At 70.5% G+C, this 23,802-nt stretch carries 18 protein-coding genes; 10 read left to right on the top strand and 8 right to left on the bottom strand.

Annotated elements, in window-relative coordinates:
* Positions 1 to 56 precede the first annotated feature (56 nt).
* From ACZ561_RS07470 to ACZ561_RS07460, 3 genes are all read left to right on the top strand, one after another.
* The gene (locus ACZ561_RS07470; protein WP_470990753.1) at positions 57 to 1,451 is read left to right on the top strand and encodes an amino acid permease; all 1,395 of its coding nucleotides are present in this window, start codon (positions 57 to 59) and stop codon (positions 1,449 to 1,451) included.
* 115 nt (positions 1,452 to 1,566) lie between these two features.
* Positions 1,567 to 2,985: an amino acid permease gene (locus tag ACZ561_RS07465; RefSeq protein ID WP_470990751.1), complete on the top strand. Its 1,419-nt coding sequence runs from the start codon at positions 1,567 to 1,569 to the stop codon at positions 2,983 to 2,985.
* Positions 2,986 to 3,159: 174 nt separating this feature from the next.
* Positions 3,160 to 3,804: a superoxide dismutase gene (locus ACZ561_RS07460; RefSeq protein WP_470990749.1), complete on the top strand. Its 645-nt coding sequence runs from the start codon at positions 3,160 to 3,162 to the stop codon at positions 3,802 to 3,804.
* A gap of 129 nt (positions 3,805 to 3,933) precedes the next feature.
* Here ACZ561_RS07460 and ACZ561_RS07455 read toward each other — a convergent pair whose 3' ends face one another.
* Positions 3,934 to 4,569, bottom strand: a complete 636-nt coding sequence (locus ACZ561_RS07455) for a mycothiol-dependent nitroreductase Rv2466c family protein (RefSeq protein WP_470990747.1) — start codon at positions 4,567 to 4,569, stop codon at positions 3,934 to 3,936.
* Between the two features lie 136 nt (positions 4,570 to 4,705).
* Between ACZ561_RS07455 and pepN (ACZ561_RS07450) the strand changes: the two genes are divergently transcribed.
* Together pepN (ACZ561_RS07450) and ACZ561_RS07445 are read left to right on the top strand one after the other, a co-directional pair.
* The gene (gene pepN, locus ACZ561_RS07450; protein WP_470990745.1) at positions 4,706 to 7,252 is read left to right on the top strand and encodes an aminopeptidase N; all 2,547 of its coding nucleotides are present in this window, start codon (positions 4,706 to 4,708) and stop codon (positions 7,250 to 7,252) included.
* Between the two features lie 199 nt (positions 7,253 to 7,451).
* Complete coding sequence (locus tag ACZ561_RS07445) at positions 7,452 to 8,459, top strand: hypothetical protein (protein ID WP_470990743.1); 1,008 nt, start codon at positions 7,452 to 7,454, stop codon at positions 8,457 to 8,459.
* A 16-nt stretch (positions 8,460 to 8,475) separates the two neighbouring features.
* Here ACZ561_RS07445 and ACZ561_RS07440 read toward each other — a convergent pair whose 3' ends face one another.
* The 5 genes from ACZ561_RS07440 to ACZ561_RS07420 all read right to left on the bottom strand — a co-directional run bounded on the left by ACZ561_RS07440 (position 8,476) and on the right by ACZ561_RS07420 (position 12,151).
* Positions 8,476 to 9,618, bottom strand: coding sequence for a serine hydrolase domain-containing protein (locus ACZ561_RS07440; protein WP_470990741.1), 1,143 nt, complete (start codon positions 9,616 to 9,618; stop codon positions 8,476 to 8,478).
* A gap of 92 nt (positions 9,619 to 9,710) precedes the next feature.
* Positions 9,711 to 10,178 carry an NUDIX hydrolase gene (locus tag ACZ561_RS07435; RefSeq protein WP_470990739.1) on the bottom strand — a complete coding sequence of 156 codons (468 nt, stop codon included), beginning with the start codon at positions 10,176 to 10,178 and terminating at the stop codon, positions 9,711 to 9,713.
* 9 nt (positions 10,179 to 10,187) lie between these two features.
* A complete protein-coding gene (locus ACZ561_RS07430) occupies positions 10,188 to 10,628 on the bottom strand; it encodes an HPP family protein (RefSeq protein WP_470990737.1) in 441 nt (146 codons plus the stop codon).
* Between the two features lie 36 nt (positions 10,629 to 10,664).
* The gene (locus ACZ561_RS07425) at positions 10,665 to 11,528 is read right to left on the bottom strand and encodes a pyridoxamine 5'-phosphate oxidase family protein (protein ID WP_470990735.1); all 864 of its coding nucleotides are present in this window, start codon (positions 11,526 to 11,528) and stop codon (positions 10,665 to 10,667) included.
* 167 nt (positions 11,529 to 11,695) lie between these two features.
* Positions 11,696 to 12,151: a VOC family protein gene (locus ACZ561_RS07420; protein ID WP_470990733.1), complete on the bottom strand. Its 456-nt coding sequence runs from the start codon at positions 12,149 to 12,151 to the stop codon at positions 11,696 to 11,698.
* Positions 12,152 to 12,268: 117 nt separating this feature from the next.
* Here ACZ561_RS07420 and ACZ561_RS07415 point away from each other — a divergent pair, with 117 nt between their 5' ends.
* The 5 genes from ACZ561_RS07415 to pepN (ACZ561_RS07395) all read left to right on the top strand — a co-directional run bounded on the left by ACZ561_RS07415 (position 12,269) and on the right by pepN (ACZ561_RS07395) (position 21,515).
* Positions 12,269 to 12,811 (top strand): CGNR zinc finger domain-containing protein, encoded by a 543-nt coding sequence (locus ACZ561_RS07415; protein WP_470990731.1) that lies wholly within the window; start codon positions 12,269 to 12,271, stop codon positions 12,809 to 12,811.
* A gap of 197 nt (positions 12,812 to 13,008) precedes the next feature.
* Entirely contained in the window at positions 13,009 to 16,326 is a 3,318-nt protein-coding gene (locus tag ACZ561_RS07410) for a S8 family serine peptidase (RefSeq protein WP_470990729.1), read from the top strand.
* A 192-nt stretch (positions 16,327 to 16,518) separates the two neighbouring features.
* Positions 16,519 to 17,538 carry an aspartate-semialdehyde dehydrogenase gene (locus tag ACZ561_RS07405; RefSeq protein WP_470990727.1) on the top strand — a complete coding sequence of 340 codons (1,020 nt, stop codon included), beginning with the start codon at positions 16,519 to 16,521 and terminating at the stop codon, positions 17,536 to 17,538.
* A gap of 127 nt (positions 17,539 to 17,665) precedes the next feature.
* Entirely contained in the window at positions 17,666 to 18,889 is a 1,224-nt protein-coding gene (locus ACZ561_RS07400) for a TerD family protein (protein WP_470990725.1), read from the top strand.
* A gap of 52 nt (positions 18,890 to 18,941) precedes the next feature.
* The gene (gene pepN / locus ACZ561_RS07395; RefSeq protein WP_470990724.1) at positions 18,942 to 21,515 is read left to right on the top strand and encodes an aminopeptidase N; all 2,574 of its coding nucleotides are present in this window, start codon (positions 18,942 to 18,944) and stop codon (positions 21,513 to 21,515) included.
* 116 nt (positions 21,516 to 21,631) lie between these two features.
* Here pepN (ACZ561_RS07395) and alc read toward each other — a convergent pair whose 3' ends face one another.
* Together alc and ACZ561_RS07385 are read right to left on the bottom strand one after the other, a co-directional pair.
* The gene (gene alc, locus ACZ561_RS07390; RefSeq protein WP_470990723.1) at positions 21,632 to 22,765 is read right to left on the bottom strand and encodes an allantoicase; all 1,134 of its coding nucleotides are present in this window, start codon (positions 22,763 to 22,765) and stop codon (positions 21,632 to 21,634) included.
* 83 nt (positions 22,766 to 22,848) lie between these two features.
* Positions 22,849 to 23,769 carry a LysR family transcriptional regulator gene (locus ACZ561_RS07385; RefSeq protein WP_470990722.1) on the bottom strand — a complete coding sequence of 307 codons (921 nt, stop codon included), beginning with the start codon at positions 23,767 to 23,769 and terminating at the stop codon, positions 22,849 to 22,851.
* Between the last annotated feature and the right edge of the window lie 33 nt (positions 23,770 to 23,802).

The raw sequence follows: 23,802 nt of genomic DNA, 5'->3' as shown, positions 1-23,802 counted from the left end.
GACTGTGGGTTCTCCATAAACGCTCCACAGACGCTTCCCGAAGGCACGAGCCCCTCATGCACGACGCACCGCCTGCCGCCGCGGCCCCTCTCGCCCCCGAACCGGAGCCGCTCTCCCACGGCCTGAAGCAGCGTCATCTGACGATGCTCGGGCTCGGCGGAGTGATCGGGGCCGGGCTCTTCGTCGGCTCGGGCGCGGGCATCGCGGTCGCCGGGCCCGGCATCGTCCTGTCGTATCTGATCGCGGGCACGCTCGCGATGCTGGTCATGCGGATGCTCGGCGAGATGTCGGCGGCCATGCCGGCCTCGGGCGCCTTCTCGGTCCACGCCGAGCGGGCGCTCGGCCGCTGGGCGGGCTTCTCGGTGGGCTGGCTGTACTGGTTCCTGCTGGTCGTCGTCCTCGCGGTGGAGGCGACGGGCGCGGCGCGGATCGCCCACGGCTGGGTGCCGGGAGTCCCGCAGTGGGGCTGGGTCCTGATCTTCATGATCGTGTTCACCGTCGCCAACCTCGCGGCGGTGAAGAACTTCGGCGAGTTCGAGTTCTGGTTCGCCGCGCTCAAGGTCGGCGCGATCGTCCTCTTCCTGATCCTGGGGACCCTGGCGATCGTCGGCCTGCTGCCGGACACGGATCCCGTGGGGATGACCCATCTGACCGGCCAGGGCGGGTTCCTGCCGAACGGCTGGGAGGGTGTGGTCTCCGGTGTCCTCGCCGTCGTCTTCGCCTTCGGCGGCCTGGAGGTCGTGACGATCGCCGCCGCCGAGTCGGACGACCCGGCGCGCAACGTGGCGCGGGCGGTACGGAGCGCCGTGTGGCGGATCCTCTTGTTCTACGTCGGCTCGATGCTGGTCGTCGTGACGCTGCTGCCCTGGAACTCCATGGTCCCGGGCCAGTCGCCGTACGTCGCGGTGCTCGACTCCATCGGGGTGCCGTCGGCCGGCCAGATCATGAACGTCGTGGTCTTCGTGGCGCTGCTCTCGGCCCTCAACGCCAACCTCTACGGCTCCTCGCGAATGATCTTCTCGCTCGCCGAACGCGGCGAAGCACCGAAGGGCCTGCTGAAGGTCTCGGGCGGAGGCGTGCCGCGCCGGGCGGTGCTCGCGTCGGTGGCCTTCGGCTTCGTCTCCGTACTGCTGAATCTGAAGTGGCCGGATTCGGTCTTCCTCTACATGCTCAACGCGGTCGGCGCCGTGCTTCTCTTCGTCTGGGCCCTGATCGCGGTCTCCCAGCTGAAGCTGCGCCGCCGGATCGAGCGCGAGGCGCCGGAGACCCTGATGCTGAAGATGTGGGGCTTCCCGTGGCTGACCTGGACGGCGCTGGCCGCGATGGCGGCGGTCCTGATGCTGATGCTCACCGACGACGCGGCCCGGCCGCAGGTGCTGTGGTCGGCCGGGGCCACCGGGGCCGTCCTGCTGGTGGCGTGGCTGCGGGAGCTGCGTACGGCTCGGTCATGATCCTTCACTTTGTGTGAAGATCGTGACCGTATAGCGGACATCTGTTCCCTGTAAGCGGGGCACCCGCCCAGACTGTGGGCCGTTCCCCCGTCTCAGCCAATGAACAGGGCGGCCCATGTCACGGACCACCGCGCCCGAGCCCGTCGACCGCAAGGACGATCAGGCACCCCCCTCACAGGGACTCACGCACGGCCTCAAGCAGCGCCATCTCTCGATGATCGCCCTCGGTGGCGTCATCGGCGCCGGCCTCTTCGTCGGCTCCGGAGCCGGTATCGCCGCCGCCGGTCCCTCGATCGTGGTCGCCTATGCCATCTCCGGACTGCTCGTCATGCTCGTCATGCGGATGCTCGGCGAGATGTCGGCGGCGAACCCGGCGTCCGGTTCGTTCTCCGTCCACGCCGAGCGTGCGATCGGTCCGTGGGCAGGCTTCACCGCGGGCTGGGCCTTCTGGTTCCTGCTCTGCGTGGCCGTCGGCCTGGAGGGCATCGGCGCGGCGAAGATCATGACCGGGTGGTTCCCGGGCACCCCGGAGTGGGCCTGGGTGGCCCTCTTCATGCTGGTGTTCTGCGGCACCAACCTGGCGGCGGTGAAGAACTTCGGCGAGTTCGAGTTCTGGTTCGCCGCGCTCAAGGTCGGCGCGATCGTCCTCTTCCTGGGCATCGGTGTGCTCGCCATCGTCGGCGTGCTGCCCGGCACGGACGCCCCCGGCACCGCGAACCTCACCGGTGACGGCGGGTTCTTCCCCAACGGCTCCGAGGGGCTGATCGTCGGACTGCTCGCCTCGGTGTTCGCGTACGGCGGTCTGGAGACCGTCACCATCGCCGCCGCCGAGTCCGAGCACCCCGTCCAGGGCGTCGCCAAGGCCGTCCGTACGGCGATGTGGCGCATCGCGCTCTTCTACATCGGCTCGATGGCCGTCATCGTGACCCTGGTCCCGTGGGGTGACAAGGCCGTCGTCGAGAAGGGCCCGTACGTCGCCACCCTGGACCACCTGGGCATCCCGGCCGCCGGCCAGATCATGAACGTGGTCGTGCTGGTCGCCCTGCTGTCGGCCATGAACGCCAACATCTACGGCGCCTCCCGGATGGCCACCTCGCTGGTCGCCCGCGGCCAGGGCCCGAAGGCGCTGGGCCGTACGTTCGGCGGCGTGCCGCGACCCGCGGTGCTCGTCTCCTCCGTCTTCGGCTTCCTCTGCGTGCTGCTGAGCTACTGGCGGCCGAACGACATCTTCATCTGGCTCCTGAACACCATCGGCGCCATCATCCTCGTCGTCTGGTTCTTCATCGCCGTCTCGCAGCTGCTGCTGCGCCGCAGGACCGAGCGCGAGGCGCCCGAGAAGCTGGTCGTGAAGATGTGGGCGTTCCCGGTGCTGACCTGGGTGGCGCTGGCCGGCATGGCCGCGATCTTCTTCCTGATGGCTCGCGAGGAGGGCACTCGGGTCCAGCTGTACTGGACCGGCGCCCTCACGGTGCTGCTCGCGGTGATCGGCTTCATCCTGCAGTTGGTCCGCGGTCCGGTGTCGCAGGACGCCTGACCACGGCTTGGACGTACGAGAACCCCCGGACCTGTCGGTCCGGGGGTTCCGTGCTTTCCGGGTGCCACGCCACGGGTCCTAGGCCCAAGGGCTGATCAACTTCGGGGCACTCCTGCTGTTAACCTGCACTTGCATATAGATTGCAATAAGGACCAGCAGCGAGAGGCTCGGCACATGGCGATCTACACCCTTCCGGAACTGCCGTACGACTACGCGGCGCTGGAGCCGGTGATCAATCCGCAGATCATCGAGTTGCACCACGACAAGCACCACGCCGCGTACGTCAAGGGCGCGAACGACACGCTCGAGCAGCTGGAAGAGGCCCGCGAGAAGGACCAGTGGGGCTCGATCAACGGCCTGGAGAAGAACCTCGCGTTCCACCTCTCCGGCCACATCCTGCACAGCATCTACTGGAACAACATGGACAGCCCGAAGGACGGCGGCGGCGGCGAGCCGCTCGCGGCCGACGGCGTGGGCGACCTCGCGGACGCCATCACCGAGTCCTTCGGCTCCTTCGCCAAGTTCAAGGCCCAGCTGACCAAGGCCTCCGCGACCACCCAGGGCTCCGGCTGGGGTGTCCTCGCGTACGAGCCGATCAGCGGCCGGCTGATCGTCGAGCAGGTCTACGACCACCAGGGCAACGTCGGCCAGGGCTCCGTCCCGGTCCTCGTCTTCGACGCCTGGGAGCACGCCTTCTACCTGCAGTACAAGAACCAGAAGGTCGACTTCATCGAGGCCATGTGGCAGGTCGTCAACTGGCAGGACGTGAACAAGCGCTACCAGGCCGCCAAGGCCTCCGTCCCGCTGATCTCCTTCTGACCCGCTGAAGGATCTGCCCCGCTCGTCCTGCTCGTGATCGTCTTCTCAACCTTCACCTGCGGGCGGATGAAAGAAGAACCCCCGTGATGACGTGAATCACGGGGGTTCTTCCATGGCCGGGCCGGGGTCCTACTCGAAGCTCGGCGCCGCCGTCCGGGTGCGCTTGATCTCGTAGAAGCCGGGCGTCGAGGCCACGAGCAGGGTGCCGTCCCACAGCCGGGCCGCCGCCTCGCCGCGCGGGGTCGGCGTCACGACCGGGCCGAAGAAGGCGACGTGCTCGCCGTCCGCGTCCGGGACGGAGATGACCGGCGTGCCGACGTCCTGGCCGACCTTGTCGATGCCCTCCTTGTGGGAGGCGCGCAGCTCGGTGTCGTAGGTGTCCTTGTCCGCGTAGTCCACCAGCTCGGCCGGCAGGCCGACGTCCGCGAGGGCCGCCGAGATCGCCTCGCGCGTGGGGCCCTCGCCGTTGTTGTGGAAGCGGGTGCCGAGCGCGGTGTAGAGCTTGCCGAGGACCTCGTCGCCGTGCAGCTGCTGGGCCGCCACGACCACACGGACCGGGCCCCAGGCCTTGGTCTCCAGCATCTCCCGGTACTCGGGGGAGACCTCGTCGAGCTTGTTCTCGTTGAGGACGGCCAGGCTCATGACCTTCCAGCGCACGTCGACCGGGCGCACCTTCTCGACCTCCAGCATCCAGCGGGAGGTCATCCAGGCCCACGGGCACAGCGGATCGAACCAGAAGTCGGCGGTGGTCCTGTTCTCGGGCATGTCACTCCTCAGTCACGGCTGTCTATGCGCCAGACGGGGCAACACCACCGGTCGGCGGAGACATTCCCCGAGTGCCGTCCGTCAGTGGCACATGGGAGGATCGGTGCTGTTTCGAAGGCGCCACGAAGGAGTGACCGTGCCCGGTGAGAATCTGTCCCGCGACGAGGCCCGCGAGCGGGCCGCGCTGCTGTCCGTCGACGGGTACGAGGTCGCCCTCGATCTGCGGTCGGCGGTCGGCGAGTCCGGAGAAGAGCTGCGCACCTTCCGCTCGGTGACGACGATCCGCTTCCGCCGTACCGGCGCGGGCTCCGCCACCTTCGTGGACCTGATCGCCCCGGCCGTGACCTCCGTCGAGCTGAACGGGCGCGCGCTCGACCCGGCCGTCGTCTTCGACGGTGCGCGGATCGCGCTGGACGGCCTCGCCGACGAGAACGTTCTGGTGGTGGACGCGCAGTGCGCCTACAGCCGGACCGGCGAGGGCATGCACCGCTTCGTCGACCCGGAGGACGGCGAGGTCTACCTCTACACGCAGTACGAGCCGGCCGACGCCCGCCGGGTCTTCGCCAATTTCGAGCAGCCCGACCTCAAGGCCCCGTACCGCTTCGAGGTGACCGCGCCGGAGGGCTGGACGGTCTGGTCGAACGGCGTGGGCGAGCAGGACGCCGAGGGGGTGTGGCGGTTCGCCGAGACGGCGGCGATCTCCACGTACATCACCTGCGTCGTGGCCGGGCCGTACCACTACGTCACGGACACGTACAAGCGCGGGGACATCGAGATCCCGCTCGGCGCGATGTGCCGCAAGGGGCTCGCCAAGCACTTCGACGCGGACGACGTCTTCCTGATCACCAAGCAGGGCTTCGACTTCTTCCACGACAACTTCGACTATCCGTACCCCTTCGGGAAGTACGACCAGGCCTTCGTCCCCGAGTACAACCTCGGCGCGATGGAGAACCCGGGCATGGTGACCTTCCGCGAGGAGTACATCTACCGCGGCAAGGTGACGCAGGCGGCGTACGAGCGCCGGGCGAACGTCATCCTGCACGAGATGGCGCACATGTGGTTCGGCGACCTGGTCACCATGGTGTGGTGGGACGACCTGTGGCTGAAGGAGTCCTTCGCCGACTTCATGGGCTCGTTCTCGCTCGCGGAGGCGACCCGCTTCACCAACAGCTGGGTGACCTTCGCCAACAACCGCAAGTCGTGGGCGTACCGCGCCGACCAGCTGCCGTCCACGCACCCGATCACGGCCGACATCCATGACCTGGAGGACGCCAAGCTGAACTTCGACGGCATCACGTACGCCAAGGGCGCCTCGGTCCTGAAGCAGCTGGTGGCGTACGCGGGCCGGGACGCGTTCCTCGAGGGCGCGCGCCGCTACTTCAAGCGGCACGCGTACGGGAACACCCGTCTCGCCGATCTGCTGTCGGTCCTGGAGGAGACCTCCGGGCGCGACATGAGGGCGTGGTCGCGGGCCTGGCTGCAGACCTCGGGCGTCAACACCCTGACGCCGGTCGTCACGTACGACGCGGAGGGACGCGTCACGGAGCTGGCCGTCGTCCAGGAGGGCGACGAGCTTCGCCCGCACCGGGCGGCGGTGGGTCTGTACCGGCTGTCGCCCGAGGGCGAGCTGGTCCGCTACGCGCGGGCGGAGGCGGACATCACCGGGGCGCGGACGGCCGTCGCCGAGCTGGCGGGCGAGGAGCGGCCCGACCTCGTGCTCGTCAACGACGACGACCTGACCTACTGCAAGATCCGTTTCGACGACGGCTCGCTGACCACGCTGCGGGCGCACCTCGGCGACATCACCGACCCCCTGGCCCGCGCCCTGTGCTGGTCGGCGCTGTGGAACCTGACGCGGGACGGTCTGATGCCGGCCCGGGACTTCGTCGCGGTGGCGCTGGAGTTCGCCGGCCGTGAGACGGACATCGGCGTGCTCCAGATGGTGCATGCCTGGGCGCGCTCGGCGGTCACGCACTACGCGGCGCCCGAGTGGCGTGCGGAGGGCGGCCGGCTGCTCGCCGAGGGTGGGCTGCGCGAGCTGCGCGTTGCCGAGCCGGGCAGTGAGCACCAGCTGACCTGGGCGCGGTTCTTCGCGGCGACGGCCGCCTCCGACGCGGACTTCCAGCTCCTGGGGGGTCTGCTCGACGGTACGGCGAGGATCGACGGCCTCGAGGTCGACCAGGAGCTGCGCTGGTCGTTCCTGGAGCCGCTGGCCACGCACGGCCGGGCGGACGAGACCCGGATCGGCGAGGAGCTGGCCCTCGACGACACGGCGACCGGCAAGCGCCACCAGGTGCGCTGTCTGGCGGCCCGGCCCTCGGCGGCGGTCAAGGCGCAGGCGTGGGCTCAGGTCGTCGAGTCGGACACGCTGTCGAACGCGCTGGTGGAGGCGACGATCGCGGGCTTCGCACAGCCCTCGCAGCGGGAGCTGATCGCGCCGTACGCGGAGAAGTACTTCGCCGCGATCGAGCGGGTGTGGGCCGAGCGGTCGATCCAGATCGGCATGGACGTGGTCCGGGGGCTGTTCCCCGGCCTGCAGGACGACGCGTCCACGCTCGCGGCGACGGACGCGTGGCTGTCCGCGCACGAGGACGCGGCGCCCGCGCTGCGCCGGCTGGTCCTGGAGTCGCGGGACGACCTGGCGAGGGCGCTGCGGGCGCAGGCGTGTGACGGGGCGAACTGACGCACCCTGAGGGCAGGCGTTCCGCGGGGGTGTGAGGTCAGCCCCTGCGGAACGTCTGCCATGACGGGATGGGGGAGCGCGGCGGCGGTGGCGCCTTTTCGGCACTCGAACGCGCGTACTTTAGGGCGAGCTTGTCCCGGTTTGGTGACGCGCTTGTAACAGCGGTTAGCGGAGGTCCGGGAAGCGGAAGACCCCCGTCATGAACCACAACACCCCCATCAGCCCCCGCCCGCTCCCCCTCCCCCCTCACACGGAGAACCACCAACGCGTCCTGTCCGCCTCCCAGTTGCGCGCCCGAGGGATGTCCGGCGCCGAGGTCGCCGCACGCTGCAAGCCGGGCGGCGGATGGCAGCAGATCCTGCCCGGCGTCTTCCTGCCGCACCCGGGGCAGCCCACCAGCGAGGAGCGGCTGCAGGCCGCGCTCCTCTATGCCCGCCGCTCCGGCATGGTGCCCTCCCAGAGCCCCGACGCGATGATCACCGGGCTCGCCGCGCTCGCCCTGCAGCGCTTCTCGTCCGCTCCCCCACTGCTCTCGCTGGACCGGATCGACGTCCTGGTGCCGCGCACCCGCCGCTTGCGGTCCACCGCCTGGGTCCGGGTGGAGCGCGCCCAGGACATGCCCGAGCCGCTGGAGCTCACCGGGGTGCCGGTCGCCCCGGTCGCCCGGGCCCTCGCCGACGCCGTGTCCCACCTGACCGACGCGGGCGAGGTGCGCCGGCTGCTCACCGAGGCGGTGCGCGGCGGGCACTGCGAACCGGGTGCGGTGGTCAGGGAGTTGAACCGGGCACGGCTGCTCACCCGACCGCATGTGGTGGACGCCGTGGACTCGCTGCTCGCGGAGGGCCGGAGCATCGCCGAGGAGCGGCTGTACGAGATGGTGCGGGAGTTCGCGCTGCCCGACCCGCTGTGGAACGTGGATCTGCGGCTGCCCGGCGGGCCGCACCTCGGCGGTCTCGACGCGTACTGGCCGGACCAGGCGGTGGCGGTGGAGCTGGACACCCGGGCGCCGCGGCAGGACGACGACGCGCTGTGGTCCGAGTACACCCGTAAGCGCGAACACCTGGAGCGGCTCGGCATCACGGTCGTCCACATCACCCCGCGCAAGCTGCGCGAGGCGATGGACCAGCAGGCCACCGTGGTCCGTACGGCCCTGATGGCCGCGTCGGACCGACAGCCCGCCGCCTATGTCGTCGTCCTGCCCCGGTGACACGCCGGGACGGGGATCAGCCGCAGAACTCGGCCTCGACGACGGTCTGACTGTCGCCCGCCCAGTCGGCGTTGAAGTTCATGGCGAGCGAGTGCTCGCCGTCCCTGGTGACGACGGCCTGCGACGAGGAACCGTGAATGCCACCACCGTGGCCCCACACCTCCTTGCCGCAGCTCAACTTCGTCTGCATCAGCCCGAGGCCGTAGAAGAACTCCGGAGCCTCGGCGCTGACGGGCACGGCCTTCGTCATCTCCCGCATCTCGGCCTTCGGCAGCAACGTGCCCTTGAGCAGGGCCCGGTAGAAGGTCTGCAGATCGTTCGAGTCGGAGATCATCTCGCCCGCCGCGCCCGCGAGGCTCGGGTTCAGCCGGGTGACGTCGTGAATCGTCGTCGCGCTGTCGTCGACCGCCAGCTTCGAGAACGCCCGTGAACTCGGCTTCGGCATCGTCACGGTCGTCCCGGGCACGCTGGTGGCACGCAGCTTCAGCGGCTTGACGATCCGCCGCTCGACCTCCTTGCCGTACGGACGGCCCGTGACCTTCTCGATCACCATGCCCGCCAGGACGTAGTTGGTGTTGGAGTAGGTCCAGGCGGTACCGGGGGCGAAGTCCGGCTTGTGGGTCATCGCGATCGCGACGAGCTGCCGCGGGGTCCAGGTGTCGTAACGGTGCTCCAGGAAGCCGGGACCGAAGACCCGCTCCTGGAATCCGGTGTCCGCGGTGTAGCTGTAGATCCCGCTGGTGTGGTTGAGGAGTTGCCGGACGGTGATCTCGCGGCCGTCGTGACCGTTGCCGCGCACCACGCCGGGCAGCCACTTCTCGACGGGGTCGTCGAGGTCGAGGCGGCCCTCGGCCTGGAGCTGGAGAAGGACCGTGGCGACAAAGGTCTTGGTGATGGAACCGACCCGGTAGCGGTCCTCGCCGCCGCGCTCACCGGCCGTCCCGGTCCAGCCGGCGCGGCCGGACCGGGCCTGAGCGACGGCGCCGGGCACGCCCGCCTCGACCGCCGCGTCAAGGGCCTGCTGGGTGGCGGTGTGGTCCGGCTTCTTCGGCGCGGTGGCCGCGACGGCGGGCGCGGCGAGCGCTCCGGCGGCGAGCGCTGCCACGGCGGTGGCGGCGAGGACGGTACGGGCGGTGCGTGCGGTACGTACGGCTGACATCGTGCGAGCTCCCCTGTCGTGTCACTGCGGTCACGGGAGGGGACCCCGCCCTCGGGTGGCGGGTTGAGGGCCCTTCGGGGGTTGAGCGAGATTCAGCCGTTCGCCGGATCGGCGAGGCGGGAGCGTCCGACCGGCGGGCGCTCGCTCCACAGCTGGAGGCCGATGTCGACGAGTTCGACGCGTTCGAGGTCGGGCACGGCGGCGAGGGGATGCCAGGCGGCAAGGTCGGTGGAGCCGCCGATCTCGTGACGCAGGGAGCCGCCGGTGATCCGGGACTCGTAGATGATCCGCAGGCCCTGGAAGTCGCCCGGTCCGGCGAGCCGGCGCAGCCATCCGCGGCGGATCGAGTCGATGCCGAGCAGGGCGACCGGCTCGGTGACGTATCCGGTCTCCTCCTCGACCTCGCGGACGACGGTGTCGACCGGCTCCTCGCCGTGGTCCATCCCGCCGCCGGGCAGGGTCCATCGCTTGGCCCCCGCTCTGTCGACCCAGCGGGCGAGGAGCACCTCGTCGTCACGGACGCACACGGCGTAGGCCGCCACCCTCAACTCCTGTTTCATGAACCGAGGTTAGAACCAGTACGCCGGGTACGTCCGCCCGGCGGCCCGAGCTCCGGCGAGGCCGACGGCGACGAGCAGCACGCTCGCGAGGGCGAGCAGGGCGAGGAAGCTCCAGAACGGCGGATTCTGGAGGGCGACGATCACGGCCGTCGCCGCTGCGGGCGAGTGCGGGGTACGGGCCGCCATCATGACGCCGAGCGCGAGACCGCCCGCGAGCGCCGCGCCCCAGAGGCCGGGTCCGACGACAAGCAGCACGGCGAAGCCGGTGAGCGCGGAGAGCAGCTGGCCGCCGACGACCGAGCGGGGCTGGGAGAGCGGCAGATCGGGCGCCCCGGCGACGAGCGCCATGCTGGCGGCCAGGGGTGGGATCAGCAGGGGCTGGTGCAGCACGGTGCCGAGGGCGACAAGGGCGACCAGGGCCGCGACGCTGACGGAGGTCGCCGTGGCCATGGCACGGGGATGGGGGCGGGCGGGGGCGGATGCCATTCAGGAGTCCAGGGGTGGGTTGGCGGGCGAGTACTCGGGGTGGGACCAGCGCAGGGGGCTGGCGGACGGGGTCTCGACGGTCCGCTCGATACGGAACCGGGTGGTACGGACCCCGTCGGGGCCGTATGCGGTGTGGGCGCGGCCGGTCAGGCGGACCGTGGTGCCGGTGTGCCAGTCGAGGAAGAGCAGGCCCGCGCGGTCGTCGGTCTCCAGATTGCCGAGGGTCAGGAACATCGCGTTGCCGGGATAGTCCCGCCAGCTGAGTTCGGTGGGCGAGTCGACCCGTACGAAACCGGGGTGGCCTCCTCGGTGGCTCGCGTCCGCGCCGTCGGGGGCGACGGTCGCGATGAAGAAGGTGTCGGCCCCGCGGACGAACCGCTCCTGGTCGGGGCTGAGCGCGATGCCGTGGTGCGGGGTGCCGGGTGGCGTGGTGGTGTCGGGCGCGTACAGCTCGCGCTTCTGGAGGTACTTCGGGCAGTTGGAGAAGACCTGTTCCGCTTCGACGGTGAAGCCGCGGGCGCTGGGGCGGGCGAGGCCGTTGAGGCGCATACGGCGGCGGGTGCGGGGGTCCAGGGCGATCGTTCCGACGGGGGTGCCGTCGGGAGTGCCGGCGGGGAGGGCCGCCGCGACCGAGATCGTGTGGGGGCCCGTCGCCCGGACGAAGCCGGGGGTGCCGGTCAGGAGGGAGCTCCAGACCCGGCCGTCGGCGTCCGCCGCCCCGAGCACCAGCATGGGCTGGAGCTCGAGGAAGGCGGCGGCGATGGGGCGGATCCCGGTGCCGATGGATCTGCCTACGTGGGCGGCGAGGTCGCGGACGCCGACGCGGGTCTGTACGGCGAGGGAGCCTTCGTTGTAGGCGGCCATGGGGTCCTCCGAGAGTGCGGGCTCGTCGTGTGCGGGGCCCAGGTACCGGGCCCTTGCGCGGGCAGCGCGTCCGTGGCGTTGCGCCCACCCGTGCCTCCCCCCGGACTTCGTCCTGGGGACCCCCGAGCGGAACGATTGCCCACAACGGGGCCGAGTTGGGCTGGTGACTAGAAGAAGCCGCAGGTCGGGGCGGTCCCCACCGGGGCTTCCGTGTTCTCCGCGCCCGTCGGGGTGAAGATCTCCAGGCGGGTGCCGTCCGGGTCGTGGAAGAAGATGCCGCCGGAGGAGGCGCCCTCGGCGTGGGGGACGACGCCCTCGTAGGCGAAGGAGGTGCCGCGCTCCTTCAGTGCCGTCTCCGCCGCCTTCACCCGGTCGATCGACTCGGCCTCGAAGGCCAGGTGGTGCAGGCCCGCGCGGCCGGAGTCGTACGCGTTCTCCGCCTGCTGCCAGAGCGTGAGGACCAGCCGGCCGCCCTGACCCAGGAGCGCGAACCGACGGTCGTCCTCCTTGCCCTCGCGGAGCAGCTCGAAGCCCAGGACGTCCGCGTAGAAGCCGAGCGAGCGCTCCAGGTCCGTGACGTTGAGGCCGATGTGGCCGGTGTTCAGCGTTCCGATCGCCGACATGGCGGTTCCCCTTCGATCGATTGACTAACCTCTTAATTTGACTTTAGAGGTTAGTCACCCGACGCGCAACCGGTCACGTAACCTTGAGGGGTTAGTTCTTCGAGGAGGGTGTCCGCCATGACCGTTTCCGATCCGCGGCCCCTGCTCGGCGAACCCGTCTCGCTCGACCTGCTCAACACCCGCTGGATGTCGGACGGGGTGCGCCAGGACCTGCTCGCGGACACCGGCGGCCTGGGCGTCTGGCTCGCCTCGAACGGGCTCGACGAGCGCTTCGCCGTCGACGCGACGACCCTCCGCCACACACTCGCCGCCCGCGACGCGCTGCTCGCCCTCGCCGACGCGCCGGGCGACCCCGCCGCCATCGCGCGCGTCGACGCCGTTCTCGGGCACGGCCGCATCCGCGCCACGCTCACGCCCGAGGGGCCGGGCGAGGAGGCGGAGTTCACGGACGCCGCGTGGGGGCCGGCCTGGACCGCCGCCCGCGACTACCTCGACCTGCTGCGCACCGCGCCGGACCGCATCCGGGCGTGCGCCCACGAGGCGTGCATCCTGCACTTCTTCGACACCTCACGGAACGGCACGCGACGCTGGTGCTCGATGACGACATGCGGCAACCGGGCCAAGGCCTCGCGCCACTACGCCCGTACAAAGGACAACTAACCGGCGGTATGCACGAGTCGAATCGCCCCGCTTGAGGGCGATTCGCTCTCTCTGGCGTGTCTCGCGCGGTGGCGGATGTGTGCCAAGGCCGTAAACCGCCATCGACAACTCTCCACAAACCCCTGTCACTTGCGATTGGCTGAGCGGTCATCCGGTACCGAAATCCGGACCCTCTTCTTTCACAAACAGGGATGTAAATGACCACCCCCGAATCTCAGAGCTCCATACCCGGGCGCTCGACCCCCGGGCACAGACGCGCGGCTCGTATCGCCGCCGCCGCCGGACTTGTGACCGCGCTCATCGCGGCCGGTGCTGCTCCGGTTCTGGCCGCCGACGACCCGGCGACCACTCCCCCGGTCAAGGCCGCCGACTCCGCCGACAAGCTCGGCCCGACGGACGCCCAGCGCCTCACCGAGGCCGAGGCGGCCGGCGAGAAGAACGTCACGATCCTCGTCGCCACCGCCCCCGGAGCCACCGAGCAGGTCGCCGGCCAGCTCGACGCCGTCCAGGGCGCCTCGGTCGGCAGGCAGGACGACAAGCTCGGCTACGTCCGCGCCACCATCCCGACCGCCAAGGCGGAGGCCGCCATCACGGCGGCCACCAAGCTCTCCTCGGTCCAGTCGATCGACCTCCAGGCCGAGATCAAGCTGGACGACCCGACCCCGGACGCGGGCGCCACCGGCCCCGTCGACGGCACGACCGTCACCCGGACCTACCCGGCCCCGGGCAAGAGCACCCCGGCGAAGAACCCGTACAACCCGTCCCACGAGACGGGCGCGGTCGACTTCGTCCAGGAGCACCCCAAGGCCGACGGCCGCGGCGTGACCATCGGAATCCTCGACTCCGGTGTCGACCTGGGCCACCCGGCGCTGCAGAAGACCACCACCGGCGAGCGCAAGATCGTCGACTGGGTCACCGCCACCGACCCGCTGACCGAGGGCGATGCCACCTGGCGCGCCCAGGTCACCCCGGTCGCCGGCCCCGTCTTCACCGCCTCCGCGCAGTCCTGGAAGGCGCCCGAGGGCTCCTACCAGTTCAGCCGCTTCAACGAGGCGATCACCGCGGGCGGCGACCCGGCCGGTGACATCAACCGCGACGGCGACACGGCCGACCTGTTCGGCATGCTGTACGACCCGGCCGCCGGCACCGTCCGCGTCGACACCGACCAGAACAACGACTTCACGGACAACGCGCCGATGAAGCCGTACAAGGACGGGTACCAGATCGGCTACTTCGGTACCGACAACCCGGCCACCGAGGTCGTCGAGAAGACGCCGTTCGTCGTCGAGATCCGCAAGGACGTCGCGATGGACCCGCTCGGCGGGACCTGGGTCGGCAAGAAGGCCGACTTCGTCAACATCGGCGTCGTCGAGTCCTCCCACGGCACGCACGTCGCCGGCATCACCGCCGCCCACAGCCTCTTCGGCGGCAAGATGAACGGCGCCGCGCCCGGCGCGAAGATCGTCTCCTCGCGCGCCTGCACGTGGACCGGCGGCTGCACCAACACCGCCCTCACCGAGGGCATGACGGACCTCGTCGTCAACCGTGGCGTCGACATCGTCAACATGTCGATCGGCGGCCTGCCCGCGCAGAACGACGGCGACAACGTCCGCGCCCGCCTCTACACCCGTCTGATCGACCAGTACGGCGTGCAGCTGATCATCTCGGCCGGCAACTCCGGCCCGGGCATCAACACGATCGGCGACCCCGGCCTGGCCGACAAGGTCGTCTCGGTCGGCGCGGCGATCTCCCAGTCGACCTGGGCCGCCAACTACGGCTCGGCCGTCACCAAGTCGTACGCCATGTTCCCCTTCTCCTCCCGCGGTCCGCGTGAGGACGGCGGCTTCACCCCGACCATCACCGGTCCGGGCTCGGCCGTGAACACCATCCCGACCTGGCAGGCCGGCGCCGGCGTGCCCGAGTCCGGCTACGCGCTGCCCGCCGGTTACGGGATGCTCAACGGCACCTCGATGTCCTCCCCGCAGGTCGCGGGCGCGAGCGCGCTGCTGCTCTCCGCCGCGAAGCAGAAGCGCATCGAGCTCTCGCCGCTCAGCCTGCGCACCGCGCTCACCTCGACCGCCCACCGGATCTCCGGTGTCGCGGCCCACGAGCAGGGCTCGGGTCTGATCGACATCAACGACGCCTGGGAGTCGATCAAGGACGGCGCCACGGCGCACGAGTACAAGGTCGAGGCCCCGGTCGACACCGCCATCTTCCCGGCCCCGCACACCGGCACCGGTGTGTACGACCGTGAGGGCGGCCTCAAGGTCGGCCAGAAGAAGGTCTACGACGTCACCATCACGCGCACGACCGGCCCGAACCGGGCCATCGAGCACGAGCTGGAGCTGAAGTACAACGACGGCACCTTCCGGATCCTCGGCGACGACGAGATCGACCTGCCGCTGAACAAGCCGGTCACCGTCAAGATCCAGGCCCGGCCGACCTCGGCCGGTGTGCACAGCGTGATCCTGGAGGCCGACGACGACCGCACCGAGGGCGTGGACAAGCAGATCCTCGCCACCTCGGTCGTCGCGAGCGACCTGGCCGCGCCCGGCTACGCCTTCTCGGCGTCCGGCTCGGTCCAGCGCAACAGCCACAAGTCGTACTTCGTGACCGTGCCGCAGGGCGCGAAGACCCTCGAGGTCGCCCTCGGTGGTCTGAAGGAGAAGAGCCAGACCCGGTTCATCTCGATCCACCCGTACGGCGTGGCCTTCGAGTCCACCGCGTCCAACGTGTGCTACCCGCACTACAACCCGGGCAACGGCTGCCGTGCGGACCTGCGTTCGTACGCCAACCCGACGCCGGGCGTGTGGGAGATCGAGGTCGAGTCCCGTCGTACGTCGCCGGACCTGGACAACCCGTTCAAGCTGGACGTCTCGGTCCTCGGCGCCGACTTCGACCCGGCGGTGCAGACCGTCGCCGAGGCGAAGGTCGGCACACCGGCCTCCGTCGAGTGGACGGTCACGAACAAGTTCGCGGCCCTCGACGGCAAGCTGAAGGGCGGCCCGCTGGGCTCCCTGAAGGCCGAGACGCCGACGATCAAGCACCACGAGCAGCAGACGAAGACCGTCACCATCGGTGAGGGTGTCGACCGGCTCGACATCTCGATCGGCAACACCTCCGACAAGGCCGCCGACCTCGACCTGACGGTCCTGCGCGACGGTGTGCAGGTGGGCCAGGCCGCGGACGGCGACTCGGAGGAGGCCGTCTCGCTGGTCAAGCCGGCCGCCGGTACCTACACCGTGGTGATCGACGGCTACTCGGTGCAGGCCGAGGGTGGCACGACCTTCGACTACAAGGACGTGTACTACTCGGCGGCGCTCGGTAGCGTCCAGGTCGACGCGTCCAAGAGCTACGCGCTGGCCAACGGCGCGACCGCCAAGGTCGGCGCCGAGGTTCTCGTCGCCGGTGCCGCGCCCGAGGGCCGGCAGTTCTTCGGCGAGGTCCAGCTGCTGAACGCGCGCGGCACGGTCGCGGGCGCCGGCAGCGTGGTGATCGGCAAGGTCACTCCGTAACACCGCTGTACGAGTGAGGGGCGGGCGCCGGAACCGGTGCCCGCCCCTTCCCCGTCTCCGCTTCCGTCGCCGTTTCCTCGCGCTCCCGTCGCCGTTTCCGTCCCGATCCTCGGACAATGGATTGGACAAGGCGGGCCGGGACATACGCATCATGGACGGCAGCAGCCTGCACAAACGTACGGAGGAGTCCCCGTGAAGGTCGGAATCGTCGGAGCCACCGGTCAGGTCGGCACAGTCATGCGCAAGATCCTGGCCGAGCGGAAGTTCCCCGTCGACGAGCTGCGGCTCTTCGCCTCCGCCCGCTCCGCCGGCACCGTCGTCGACGGCGTCACGGTCGAGGACGCCTCCACCGCCGACTACACCGGACTGGACATCGTCCTGTTCTCGGCCGGTGGCGCCACCTCCAAGGCGCTGGCCGAGAAGGTCGCCTCCCAGGGCGCCGTCGTGATCGACAACTCCTCCGCCTGGCGCCGCGACCCCGAGGTCCCGCTGGTCGTCTCCGAGGTCAACCCGCACGCGATCAAGGACCGCCCCAAGGGCATCATCGCCAACCCGAACTGCACCACGATGGCCGCCATGCCGGTCCTCCGGCCGCTCCACCAGGAGGCCGGCCTGACCGCGCTGGTCGCCACCACCTACCAGGCCGTCTCCGGCTCGGGCGTGGCCGGTGTCGCCGAGCTGCGCACCCAGGCGTGCGCCGTCGCCGAGAACGCCGACCAGCTGGCCTTCGACGGCGAGGCCGTCGCCTTCCCCGAGCCGAACGTCTACCGGCGCCCCATCGCCTTCAACGTGGTGCCGCTGGCCGGCAACCTGGTCGACGACGGCACGCACGAGACCGACGAGGAGCAGAAGCTCCGCAACGAGTCCCGCAAGATCCTGGAGATTCCGGAGCTGAAGGTCTCCGGCACCTGCGTACGCGTCCCGGTCTTCTCCGGCCACTCGCTCCAGGTCAACGCCCGCTTCGAGCGTCCCATCAGCGTCGAGCGCGCCTACGAGCTCCTCAAGGACGCCGAGGGCGTCGAGCTCTCCGAGATCCCGACCCCGCTCCAGGCCGCCGGCAAGGACGCCTCGTACGTGGGTCGCATCCGCGTGGACGAGACCGTCGACAACGGTCTGGCGCTGTTCCTCTCCAACGACAACCTGCGCAAGGGCGCCGCGCTGAACGCGGTGCAGATCGCGGAGCTGGTCGCCGCGGAGCTCAGCCAGGGCTGACGCCGATACGTGCCCGAGGGGCGACCGTCCGGAAGGGCGGTCGCCCCTTCGGCGTCCCGTGGTCACGCTCCGGCGGAATTCGGACAACGCGTTCGAAGCCGGGCCCCGGGATGACAGGATCCGCAGCATGACCCAGATACCCAAGGGTGCCAACATCGCGGTGCCCGCCCAGGTCCTCCAGGTCGCCGTCGCCTGGCAGGCCGTGCCGGGGACGCCCGACGTGGATGTCTCGGCGCTGCTGCTCGACGCGGGTGGGCGGGTGCGGGGGGACGCGGATCTCGTCTTCTACAACCATGTCGAGCACCCCTCGGGCACGGTGCGGCATCTGGGCAAGTCGGCGCCGGGAACACCCGGCGGCGCGGCCGCGGACTGGCTGTGGCTGGACCTGGCGCGCGTGGAGCCCGCCATCGAGCGCGTGGTCGTCGCCGCATCCGCGGACGGCGGGACCTTCGGGCAGATGCTGTCCCTGGACGTGCGGGTCACGGATCTCGCGGGCGGACCGGTGGCGTACTTCGCGATCGGGGACGCGACGACGGAGACGGCGTTCGTCTTCGGCGAGTTCTACCGGCGGGAGGGCGGCTGGCGGTTCCGTGCCGTGGGGCAGGGGTACGCCTCCGGTCTCGCCGGCCTCGCGACGGACTTCGGCATCGTGGTGGAGGCCCCGCCGCCGCCGATCCCGGGCCCGGGCTACGTCACGCCCGCCCCGCCGCCGGTCCCCGGTCCGGGGTACCCGGCCCCCGTGCCGGCCATGGGCACCGCCCAGTCCCCGGTCCCGGTCGCCGTCGACCCTTTCTCCACCGACTTCCGCCCCTCCGTCCACCAGGGCCGCGGCAAGGAGACCGTGCACTGCGACCCCTCCCTGCCGCCGGGCTGGGCGCTCCTGGAGATCGAGTCGTACCACTCGATCTCCACCACCATCGAGTCCTGCGACGCGTACGGCCGCGCCGAGGACTATCTGCTCATGGCGTACGAGGACGACGTCCGCGCCCGTACCGTCGCGCTCGTCCCGCGCGGCCGGCCGCTGACGCTGCGGGTCGAGGCGGACACCCCCTGGACACTGCGGGTCCTCCCCCTCACCCACGCGCGCCGCTTCGACAGCGGGATCGAGGGCCACGCCCACGACCTCGTCGTCTACGACGGGCCGCCCGGTGTCCTCGACTTCTTCCATCACGGCGAGTCCAACTTCACCGTCCATCAGCACACCCCGCCGAGCGAGCCGGAGTACGACGCGGAGGACCAGGACCTCCTCGTCAACGAGATCGGCGAGGTCCGTGTCAGCGCGCCCGTGCCCGGTCCCGGACTGCTGCGGATCAGCGGGGACGGACCGTGGAAATGTGCGGTGCGGCGCTGAGGTACGGCGTGGAAGGATGAGCCAAACGTCACGAAACCGAGGAGTTGACCGGGTGCCTGGCACAAACCTGACCCGTGAAGAGGCGCAGCAGCGGGCGAAGCTGCTGACCGTGGACGCGTACGAGGTCGACCTCGACCTCTCCGGTGCGCAGGAGGGCGGCACCTACCGGTCCGTCACCACCGTCCGCTTCAATTCCGTCGAGGCCGGTGCGGAGACCTTCATCGACCTCGTCGCCCCCGCCGTGCACGAGGCCGTCCTCAACGGCCACGCGCTGGATGTCGCCGCCGTGTTCCGCGACTCGCGGATCGCGCTGGCCCATCTGCGCCAGGGCCCGAACGAGCTGAAGGTCGTCGCGGACTGCGCGTACACGAACACCGGTGAGGGCCTGCACCGGTTCGTCGACCCGGTCGACGACCAGGCTTATCTCTACACCCAGTTCGAGGTGCCGGACGCCCGCCGCGTCTTCGCCTCCTTCGAGCAGCCGGACCTGAAGGCGACCTTCCAGTTCACCGTGAAGGCGCCGAGCGGCTGGACGGTGATCTCCAACTCGCCGACGCCGGAGCCCAAGGACGACGTGTGGGTCTTCGACCCCACCCCGCGGATCTCGACGTACATCACCGCGCTGATCGCGGGCCCGTACCACTCGGTGCACTCCTCCTACGAGAAGGACGGGCAGACCGTCCCGCTCGGCATCTACTGCCGCCCGTCGCTTGCCGAGTTCCTCGACGCGGACCACATCTTCGACGTCACGCGCCAGGGCTTCGACTGGTTCCAGGAGAAGTTCGCGTACGACTACCCGTTCGCGAAGTACGACCAGCTCTTCGTGCCGGAGTTCAACGCGGGCGCGATGGAGAACGCGGGCGCGGTGACCATCCGCGACCAGTACGTCTTCCGCTCGAAGGTGACGGACGCGGCGTACGAGCGCCGGGCCGAGACGATCCTGCACGAGCTCGCGCACATGTGGTTCGGCGACCTGGTCACCATGGAGTGGTGGAACGACCTGTGGCTGAACGAGTCGTTCGCGACCTTCACCTCGGTCGCCTGCCAGGCGTCCGTGGCGGGCACCCGCTGGCCGAACGCCTGGACGACCTTCGCCAACGCGGAGAAGACCTGGGCGTACCGCCAGGACCAGCTGCCGTCCACGCACCCGATCATGGCCGAGATCAACGATCTCGAGGACGTGCTGGTCAACTTCGACGGCATCACCTACGCCAAGGGCGCCTCGGTCCTGAAGCAGCTGGTGGCGTACGTCGGCCAGGACGAGTTCTTCAAGGGCGTGCAGGCGTACTTCAAGGCGCACGCCTTCGGGAACACGCGTCTGTCGGACCTGCTCGGCGCGCTGGAGGAGACCTCCGGACGTGATCTGAAGGCCTGGTCGAAGCTGTGGCTGGAGACGGCCGGCATCAACATCCTGCGCCCGGAGATCGAGGCCGACGAGAACGGTGTCATCACCTCCTTCGCCGTCAAGCAGGAGGCCCCGGCGCTGCCCGCCGGCGCCAAGGGCGAGTCGACGCTGCGTCCGCACCGGATCGCGATCGGCTTCTACGACCTGGACGCGGCCGGCAAGCTGGTCCGCACGGACCGTGTCGAACTGGACATCACCGCCACCGAGCTGACGAACGTGCCGCAGCTCGAGGGCAAGACGCGTCCGGCGGTGGTGCTGCTCAACGACGACGACCTGTCGTACGCCAAGGTCCGTCTCGACGAGGTGTCGCTGAAGAACGTGACCGCGCACCTCGGGGACTTCGCCGAGTCGCTGCCGCGCGCGCTGTGCTGGGCCTCGGCCTGGGACATGACGCGGGACGGCGAGCTGGCCACCCGCGACTACCTGGACCTCGTCCTCTCCGGCATCGCCAAGGAGAGCGACATCGGCATGGTGCAGTCGCTGCAGGGCCAGGTGAAGGCGGCCCTCGACCTGTACGCGGCGCCGGAGTGGCGCGAGGCCGGGCTGACCCGCTGGACCGACGCGACGCTGGCGCATCTGCGCGCCGCCGACGCCGGCAGCGACCACCAGCTCGCCTGGGCGCGGGCCTTCGCGGCCACCGCCCGGACCCCGCAGCAGCTGGACCTGCTGGCGGCCCTCCTGGAGGGCGGCGAGTCCATCGAGGGTCTGGCCGTCGACACCGAGCTGCGCTGGGCGTTCGTGCAGCGGCTGGCGGCGACCGGTGTCTACGACGAGCCGGAGATCGCGGGCGAGCTGCAGCGCGACCCGACGGCCGCGGGTGAGCGGCACGCCGCGACCGCGCGGTCGGCGCGTCCGACGGAGGCGGCGAAGGCGGAGGCCTGGGCGTCGGTCGTGGAGTCCGACAAGCTGGCGAACGCCGTGCAGGAGGCGGTGATCGGCGGCTTCGTGCAGACCGACCAGCGTGAGCTGCTCGCTCCGTACACGGCGAAGTACTTCGCCTCGATCAAGGGCATCTCCGAGACCCGCAGCCACGAGATCATCCAGCAGATCGTGGTCGGGCTCTACCCGACGATCCAGGTCTCGCAGGAGACGCTGGACGCCACCGACGCCTGGATCGCGGCGAACGACCCGGCTCCGGCGCTGCGGCGGCTGGTGACGGAGTGCCGTGCGGGCGTGGAGCGCGCCCTGAAGGCGCAGGCCGCGGACGCGGCCGCCGCGTAACGGTCATGGTGTGAACGACGAAGGGGCACCCTCCCCCACGGAGGTGCCCCTTCGTCTGTTTGAGTCCGCTCGGCGGGCGGGCGTCGGCGCGCGGCCGCCCGCCGGGCGGAAGCGTGTCAGCCTCCGAGCGCCGCGTATCGCGTGCGCAGGTCGGCCGCGCCCTGCTCGGTGAGCGCCCCGTGCAGCCGCATCCGGGCGACGCCGCCGTCGGGGAAGGCGTCGAGGCGGACGTGGGTGACGACGGCCTGAGCGGGGAGCTTGAAGCGGTGCAGGGTGTCGGGCTGCAGCTTGGTCCGGGGGATGATCTCGAACCACTCGCCCGTCTCGCCGTTGCGGCCCTGGAGCGCGATCCAGCCGGCGGAGTTGCCCTTGAGGTAGGCGGTGTCGATCTCGACGGCGCGTACGACGCCCTGGGCGGCGAGCCGGAAGCGGACCCAGTCGTTGGTGCCGCGGACCCTGCGGCGGCGGTTCTCCCAGCCGTCGTCCATCTTGCGGGAGGTGCCGGGCAGGATGATCTGGGTCGGCGAGGAGTAGAACTTGTCCGAAGCGTCCTCGTACACGCCTCCGTTGAGTACGGAGATGAGGTCGAGGGTGCCGAGGAGCTCCAGCCACTCGGGGTCGGGCACGACCTCGCCGTGGACACGCAGCCGGGCGATTCCGCCGTCGGGGTGCTGGCGCAGGCGCAGATGGGTGAAGCGCCGCTCGACGTCGATCTCGAAGCCGTTGGCGGCGTGGCCGCGGACGGGCGTGGGCGGGACGATCTCCTCCCACTTCACGTCGTCGGCGAGGAGCTGCTCGGGGCTGGGCGAGCCCTCCACGGCGGTGGCCTGGACGGACACCCGCTGCGGGTAGTTGCCGCGGAAGTGGGCGGTGTCGACGATGATGCCGCGGATGACGCCGGGGGCACCGAGGCGGACGATCGCCCAGTCGTGGTCCTCGGGCGCGGGGAAGACGTTCTCGGCGTCGGCACCACGGCGGCGGCGGGTCTCCCAGCCGTCCATGATCTTGCCCTTGTGGCCGAAGTGCTCCGGGTCGAAGACGGCGCGCTCGCGGACGAGGAGGTTCTCGCGCTCGGCGAAGAACTCGTCGTTGGCGGCGACGACGCCGGCTCCGAGACGGCGGTCGGCCAGGTCGACCAGCTCGGTGAAGGGGAAGTCACCGGTGCGGTAGTCGGCGTACGGGTCGCCTCCTCCGTAGGGGGCGGCGTCGTTGGCGTGCGGGTCCTGGTCCTGGCTCGTCTCGAAGGTCATGCGTCGACTGTGCGCCCCGAGGACCTGGTCGGTCCATCGAATGTTTTCGACAGGTATCTTCAGCTCTGCTGAACAATGAGCAGTCAGTTCTGCTGAACGGTCTCGCGCTGGGCGGCCGCCTGGCGGAGCGCGCCGAGCACCCGCGCCACCGCGACGCCCTCCTCGGCCCCGCGCCGTACGGCCGCGACGACATGGCGGCGCGGCTGGTCTGCGGAGAGGACCCGCATGACGAGTCCGGCACGGCGCTCCGCGGATGCCATCCGGGGCACCAGGGCGACGCCCATGCCCGCCTCGACCATGGCGAGGATCGCGGTCCAGCCGGCGGCGCTGTGGGCCTGTTCGGGCACGAATCCGGCGGCCTCGCAGGCGGCGGTGGTGATCTCGGACCAGGGGCCCGAGCCGCCGAAGATCCAGGGCTCGGCCGAGAGGTCGGCGAGCCGCAGCCCGGGTGCGTCCGCGAGCGGGTGCCCGGCGGGCAGGGCGACGTCCAGGGGGTCGGCGAGGAGCGGGACGCGGCTGAACTTGGGGTCGCGGACGGAGGGGGCGTGCGCGGCGAGCGAAAGTGCCAGGTCGACCTCGCCTGCGCCGAGGAGTTCGTACGCCTCGGAGGCCTCGGCCTCGCGGACGCGGACGTCGAGTCCGGGGTGCGCGGTGCGCAGCTGCTGCACGGCGGGGACCACGAGCGCCGGTACGGCCGTCGAGAACGCCGCAAGCCGTACCTGCCCGACCTCGCCCCGCAGATAGCCGTCCAGCTCGGCGTCGGCGCGCTCCAGTTGGGCGAAGACCACCTCGGCGTGCCGAAGCACCAGATGCGCGGCATCGGTGAGCCTGACCCGCCGCCCCTGCGCCTCGAGGAGTGGCACACCCAGCTGTCTGGCGAGGTTGGTGAGCTGCTGGGAGACGGCCGAGGGGGTCATGAGCAACGCCTCCGCGGTCGCGGTGACGGTGCCGCGATCACGGAGGGTGCGAAGGATCTGAAGCTTCTTGATGTCCCACTCGGTCATGGGGCGCAACCTACCGGGGGCCACGGGCGAACC

The sequence above is a fragment of the Streptomyces sp. NPDC039609 genome, assembly GCF_055596705.1.
Note: the sequence above shows the minus strand (reverse complement) of the source record. Positions and strands in the feature narration are given on the sequence as shown.

Coding starts and splice junctions, on each gene's coding strand:
- ACZ561_RS07465 (WP_470990751.1), top strand. CDS start 1,567: ATGTCACGGACCACCGCGCCCGAGCCCGTCGACCGCAAGGACGATCAG.
- alc (WP_470990723.1), bottom strand. CDS start 22,765: ATGACCTTCGAGACGAGCCAGGACCAGGACCCGCACGCCAACGACGCC.
- ACZ561_RS07440 (WP_470990741.1), bottom strand. CDS start 9,618: ATGTCAGCCGTACGTACCGCACGCACCGCCCGTACCGTCCTCGCCGCC.
- ACZ561_RS07385 (WP_470990722.1), bottom strand. CDS start 23,769: ATGACCGAGTGGGACATCAAGAAGCTTCAGATCCTTCGCACCCTCCGT.
- ACZ561_RS07470 (WP_470990753.1), top strand. CDS start 57: ATGCACGACGCACCGCCTGCCGCCGCGGCCCCTCTCGCCCCCGAACCG.
- ACZ561_RS07430 (WP_470990737.1), bottom strand. CDS start 10,628: ATGGCCACGGCGACCTCCGTCAGCGTCGCGGCCCTGGTCGCCCTTGTC.
- ACZ561_RS07435 (WP_470990739.1), bottom strand. CDS start 10,178: ATGAAACAGGAGTTGAGGGTGGCGGCCTACGCCGTGTGCGTCCGTGAC.
- ACZ561_RS07425 (WP_470990735.1), bottom strand. CDS start 11,528: ATGGCCGCCTACAACGAAGGCTCCCTCGCCGTACAGACCCGCGTCGGC.
- ACZ561_RS07415 (WP_470990731.1), top strand. CDS start 12,269: ATGACCGTTTCCGATCCGCGGCCCCTGCTCGGCGAACCCGTCTCGCTC.
- ACZ561_RS07420 (WP_470990733.1), bottom strand. CDS start 12,151: ATGTCGGCGATCGGAACGCTGAACACCGGCCACATCGGCCTCAACGTC.
- ACZ561_RS07400 (WP_470990725.1), top strand. CDS start 17,666: ATGACCCAGATACCCAAGGGTGCCAACATCGCGGTGCCCGCCCAGGTC.
- ACZ561_RS07410 (WP_470990729.1), top strand. CDS start 13,009: ATGACCACCCCCGAATCTCAGAGCTCCATACCCGGGCGCTCGACCCCC.
- ACZ561_RS07460 (WP_470990749.1), top strand. CDS start 3,160: ATGGCGATCTACACCCTTCCGGAACTGCCGTACGACTACGCGGCGCTG.
- ACZ561_RS07445 (WP_470990743.1), top strand. CDS start 7,452: ATGAACCACAACACCCCCATCAGCCCCCGCCCGCTCCCCCTCCCCCCT.
- ACZ561_RS07455 (WP_470990747.1), bottom strand. CDS start 4,569: ATGCCCGAGAACAGGACCACCGCCGACTTCTGGTTCGATCCGCTGTGC.